A 4719-nucleotide genomic window follows, 5' to 3' on the forward strand; every position below is an offset into this window, starting at 1 on the left:
GCCGGAGCGGGGCCGACGGCCCGGGGCGGGGCGGGGCGGCGGACCGGCCCGCGGCGGGCGCGGCGTACCGGCCGTCACTCCAGACCGCCCCGCTCGACGAGCTGACGCACGATCACGTTCCGCTGGATCTCGTTGGTGCCCTCGCCGACGATCATCAACGGGGCGTCGCGGAAGTAGCGTTCGACGTCGAACTCCGTCGAGTAGCCGTGCCCGCCGTGCACCCGTACGGCGTCGAGCGCGGCCTTCATGGCGGTCTCGGACGCGCACAGCTTGGCCATGCCCGCCTCCATGTCGACCCGGCGGCCCGCGTCGGCCTCGCGGGCCGCGTACAAGGTGAGCTGGCGCGCCGCCGTCAGCGACGTCGCCATGTCCGCCAGGAGGTTGCCGACGGACTGGTGCCGCCAGATCGGCTCGCCGAACGCCTCGCGCTCCCGCGCGTAGCGCAGCGCGTCCTCGAACGCGGCCCGGCCCACGCCGAGCGCCCGCGCGGCCACCTGGAGCCGCCCGGTCTCCAGGCCGTGCATCATCTGCCCGAAGCCGCGCCCCTCCACCCCGCCGAGCAGCGCGTCCGCGCCCGCCCGGTAGTCGGCGAGGACCAGCTCACAGCTCTCCACGCCCTTGTAGCCGAGCTTGGGCAGGTCGCGGGTGACCGTCAGGCCGGTGCCGTGCTCGGCCAGGAGCACCGAGATGCCCCGGTGGCGCGGTTCGGCGTCCGGGTCGGTCTTGCACAGCAGCGCGAGGAGCCCGGCGCGGCGGGCGTTGGTGATCCAGGTCTTCGCGCCGTTCACCACGTACGTGTCGCCCTCGCGCCGCGCCACGGTGCGCAGCGCCTGGAGGTCGGAGCCACCGCCCGGCTCCGTCAGGGCCATGGCCGCGCGCACCTCGCCCGTGGCGAGCCGGGGCAGCCAGCGCGCCCGCTGGGCCTCGGTGCCGAACCGCGTGAGGAGCTTCACCACGACCGTGTGGCCGCCCATCGCGCCCGCCAGGCTCATCCAGCCCCGCGCCAGCTCCTCCGTCACCAGGACGAAGCACGGCGTGGACACCGGTGTGCCGCCGTACTCCTCCGGCACCGCGAGGCCGAAGACCCCCAGCTCCTTCATCTCCTCGATCAGGGCCTCGGGGTACGTGTCGGCGTGCTCCAGCGCGCGGACGACGGGCCGTACGCGCCGGTCCACGAAGTCCCGCACCGTGGTGACGGCCAGGCGCTCGGCGGGCGACAGGTCGTCGAGGGCGCTCACGACCGCGCCGCCTCGGGGCCGATGACGCCCTCGGCGCGCAGCAGGGCGATGTCGCCGGGGCCGCGGCCGAGTTCGGCGAGGATCCTCTCGGTGTGCTCGCCCACGTCCGGCACCGGGTCCATCCGCGGGCTCACGCCCGAAAGCCCGGCGGGCGGCACCAGCGCCCGCACGGCAGGGGCGCCGCCGGGCAGCTCCACGTCCCGCCAGCGCCCGCGCTCGGTCAGCGCCGGGTGCTCCAGGAACTCGGCCACCGTGTTGACGCCCGCGTGGGCGATGGCGGCCGCGTCGAGCAGCGCCACCGCCTCCCGGCCGTCGAGCGCGGCGAACCGGGCCGCGACCAGCGCGTCCAGTTCCTCACGGTGCGCGACCCGGGCGGAACCGGTGGCGAAACGCGGGTCGTCGACGAGGTCCGGACGGCCGAGGAAGACCCGGCACAGCGCGGCCCACTCCGGCTCGTTCTGCACCGACAGCAGCACCTCCTGGCCGTCGCGCGCAATGAACACGCCGTACGGCGCGACCGTGGCGTGCCGGGCGCCGACGCGCGGCGGCTGGGTGCCGCCGTAGCGGGTGTAGTACGCGGGCTGGCTCATCCACTCGGCGAGGGCGTCGAACAGCGACACCTCGACCGCCGGGGCCCGCCCGGTCGTCGCCCGCGTGTACAGGGCCGACAGGATGCCGCTGTACGCGTACATCCCGGCCGCGATGTCGGCCACCGAGATGCCCACGCGCACGGCTTCCTCGGGGGTGCCGGTGAGCGAGAGCAGCCCGGTCTCGCACTGCACGAGCAGGTCGTAAGCCTTGCGCCCGGCCCAGGACCCGGAGGTGCCGTAGCCGCTGACCGTGCAGGTGACGAGGGACGGGTGGCGGGCCTGGAGCCGCTCCGCCGCCAGGCCGAGGCGCACGGCGGCGCCCGGCGCGAGGTTCTGCACGAACACGTCCGCCGATGCGATCAGGTCGCGCAGGACCTCCCGGCCCGGCGCGGACTTCACGTCCAGGGTCAGCGATTCCTTCGAGCGGTTCAGCCAGACGAAATAGCTGGCGTGGCCGTGCACGGTGGTGTCGTAGCGCCGCGCGAAGTCGCCCCCGCCCGGGCGCTCCACCTTGATCACCCGGGCCCCGAGGTCGGCGAGCTGCCGGGTGGCGAACGGCGCGGCCACGGCCTGTTCCAGACTGACCACGGTGACACCGGTCAGGGGCAGCGGGTGCGGCACGGCGGATTCCCTTCTGTCCCGGGTCTCCCTGTCCCAGGTCTCCCTGTTCCGGGACTCCCTGCTCCAGGTCTCCCTCTTCAAGGTTTCCCTGTCCTGGATCTCTGCGTGCTGGATCTCTGCGTGCTGGATCTCGCGTCCTGGATCTCTGCGTCCTGGATCTCTTTGTACGGGACATCCGGGCGGCGCGGTACACCGCGATCCGCCGCTGTTGCCCCGCGGCGGTCCGCCGCCGCCCTCGGCGAGGCGGCCGCGGCAGGGGCCGGCAGGCCAGGGCCACGCGCCGCGCACCGCGCAAGGCCCGGCGGGGGGCGGCCTCGCGGGCGCCGCGCGCCGGGGCGCGTACCGGGTACGGCTGTTCACCTGATGCTCACGAGGGTCGGCACGAACCGCCGTGCGCGGCTTGGGCGCAGTTCAGCCGGGGCGGTCACCGTGAGGGCGGGTGCCCCGCCCGTTCCCACCGCCGGACTCCGCCGCACCGTTCGCCTCTCTTTCCTTACCTTTCCCTCCCTCCTCCTCCCCCCTTCTCCTTCCCCCTCGCGCCACCCTCGCCGCGCCGTCGTCGAACCGTCCCCGCCTCCCCGCTGCACGGCCCCGCCGCAACCACCCGTCGAACGGAGAACGTACTGTCATGCCCGCGACACCCGTGACGCCGCTGACGTCCGCGCCCGCTCCGGCACCCGTACCCGCACCCGTATCCGCTCCGGGGAGCCGCCCCGCCTACGTCCCCTCCATCGCCGACACCGAGGAACAGGTGCGCGCCGCGCAGCGGCTGCGGTTCCAGGTGTTCGGGGAGGAGATGGGAGCGGCGCTCGACACGTCCGTGCCCGGGCACGACGTCGACGCCTTCGACGCGGTCGCGGACCACCTGATCATCACCGACACCGCGAGCGGCGCCGTCGTCGGCACCTACCGGCTCGTCCCTCCCGGGCGCTGCGAGCGCTCGTACGCCGAGGGCGAGTTCGACCTCGGCGCGCTGGGCACGCTGCGCGCCTCGACCATCGAGGCCGGGCGGTCCTGCGTCCACCCCGACCACCGGTCCGGCGCCGTCATCAACCTGATGTGGTCCGCGCTCGCCCGCTACGTCCTGCTCTCCGGCCACCGCTACCTCGCCGGCTGCGCCTCCGTGCCGCTGGCCGACGGCGGCGCCGCGGCGGCCGCCGCCTGGCTGCTGGGCACGGCCAAGCACGCGGGCCCGCCGGAGCTGCGCGTGCACCCGCACCGGCCGTGGACCCCGCCGGGCGCGCGCCCCGGGCACCGGCCCACGTACGCGGACCTGCCGCCGCTGCTGCGCGGCTACCTGCGCCTGGGTGCCTGGATGTGCGGGGCGCCCGCGCACGACCCGGAGTTCGACTCGGCCGACTTCTTCGTGCTGCTCGACACCGAGCGGCTGAGCGAGCGGCACCGGCGCTTCTTCCTCGGCGACGCCGACGCCCGGGAGGCCCGGTGAACCCGTGGGCCGTGGACGCGGGCTGCCCGCGCTCCTGCGCGCAGCGGGCCGCGGTACGCGTCGACGCCGCGGGGGCCGCGCGGCGGTACGCGGCGCTGGCCCGCGAGGTCGGGGGCGCGCTCGTCCTGGGGGAGCGGCTCGCCGACGGCGACACCGTACGGGTGCGGGCGCGGCGGGTCCTGCGGGCGCTGGGGGTGCGGCTCGACGCGGGCCCCGTACCGCTGCGCGTGCCCGGCGGCGGCGCCGGGACGCTCGTCGTCGCCAACCACATCTCCTGGCTGGACGTTGTCGCACTGCTGGCCGTGGAGCCCGTGGCCTTCGTCGCCAAGCGGGAGGTCGGGCGGTGGCCGGTCGTCGGGACGCTGGCACGGCGGCTCGGGACGCGGTTCATCGAACGGGAGGGCGGGCGCCGGGAACTTCCCCTGATGGTCCGGGAGTTGGCGGGGACACTCGCCGACGGGCACTCGGTGCTCGTCTTCCCCCAGGCCACGACCTGGTGCTCGCCCTCCGGCGGGCGCTTCCGGAGGGCGGCGTTCCAGGCGGCCGTCGACGCGGGGGTGCCGGTGCGGCCGGTCACGGTGACCTACCGGCTCGGCCGGGCGGAGAGCACGGTTCCGGCCTTCCTCGGGGACGAGGGGTTCGGGGCGTCCCTGGGGAGGGTGGTGAGCGCCCGAGGGCTGAGCGTCCGGGTGGAGGCGCACGCCCCGGTGCACGGGGCCGACCGGAAGGAGCTGGCGCAGGCCGCGTGGGCGGCGGTGACGGGCCGGACCCGCGCGGGGGCGCCCCAGGCCCGCCCCGTCCCGGACCGGGTGGCCGCACGCCC

At 75.8% G+C, this 4719-nt stretch carries 4 protein-coding genes; 2 read left to right on the forward strand and 2 right to left on the reverse strand.

Features of this window, described 5'->3' with window-relative positions:
- Window positions 1-74 precede the first annotated feature (74 nt).
- Window positions 75-1238, reverse strand: a complete 1164-nt coding sequence (locus tag IE330_RS37665; protein ID WP_190140690.1) for an acyl-CoA dehydrogenase family protein — start codon at window positions 1236-1238, stop codon at window positions 75-77.
- Window positions 1235-2449, reverse strand: a complete 1215-nt coding sequence (locus IE330_RS37670) for a CaiB/BaiF CoA transferase family protein (protein ID WP_190140691.1) — start codon at window positions 2447-2449, stop codon at window positions 1235-1237. Before IE330_RS37670 ends, IE330_RS37665 begins: the two co-directional genes overlap by 4 nt.
- A 628-nt stretch (window positions 2450-3077) precedes the next feature.
- Here IE330_RS37670 and IE330_RS37675 point away from each other — a divergent pair.
- Window positions 3078-3896, forward strand: coding sequence for a GNAT family N-acetyltransferase (locus IE330_RS37675; protein ID WP_190140692.1), 819 nt, complete (start codon window positions 3078-3080; stop codon window positions 3894-3896).
- A partial coding sequence (locus IE330_RS37680) for a lysophospholipid acyltransferase family protein (RefSeq protein WP_229926220.1) occupies window positions 3893-4719 on the forward strand: 827 nt, incomplete at its 3' end. The genes IE330_RS37675 and IE330_RS37680, both read left to right, overlap by 4 nt.

This window comes from Streptomyces longispororuber (assembly GCF_014656095.1).
Taxonomy (GTDB): Bacteria; Actinomycetota; Actinomycetes; order Streptomycetales; family Streptomycetaceae; genus Streptomyces; species Streptomyces longispororuber.

Coding starts and splice junctions, on each gene's coding strand:
- IE330_RS37675 (WP_190140692.1), top strand. CDS start 3,078: ATGCCCGCGACACCCGTGACGCCGCTGACGTCCGCGCCCGCTCCGGCA.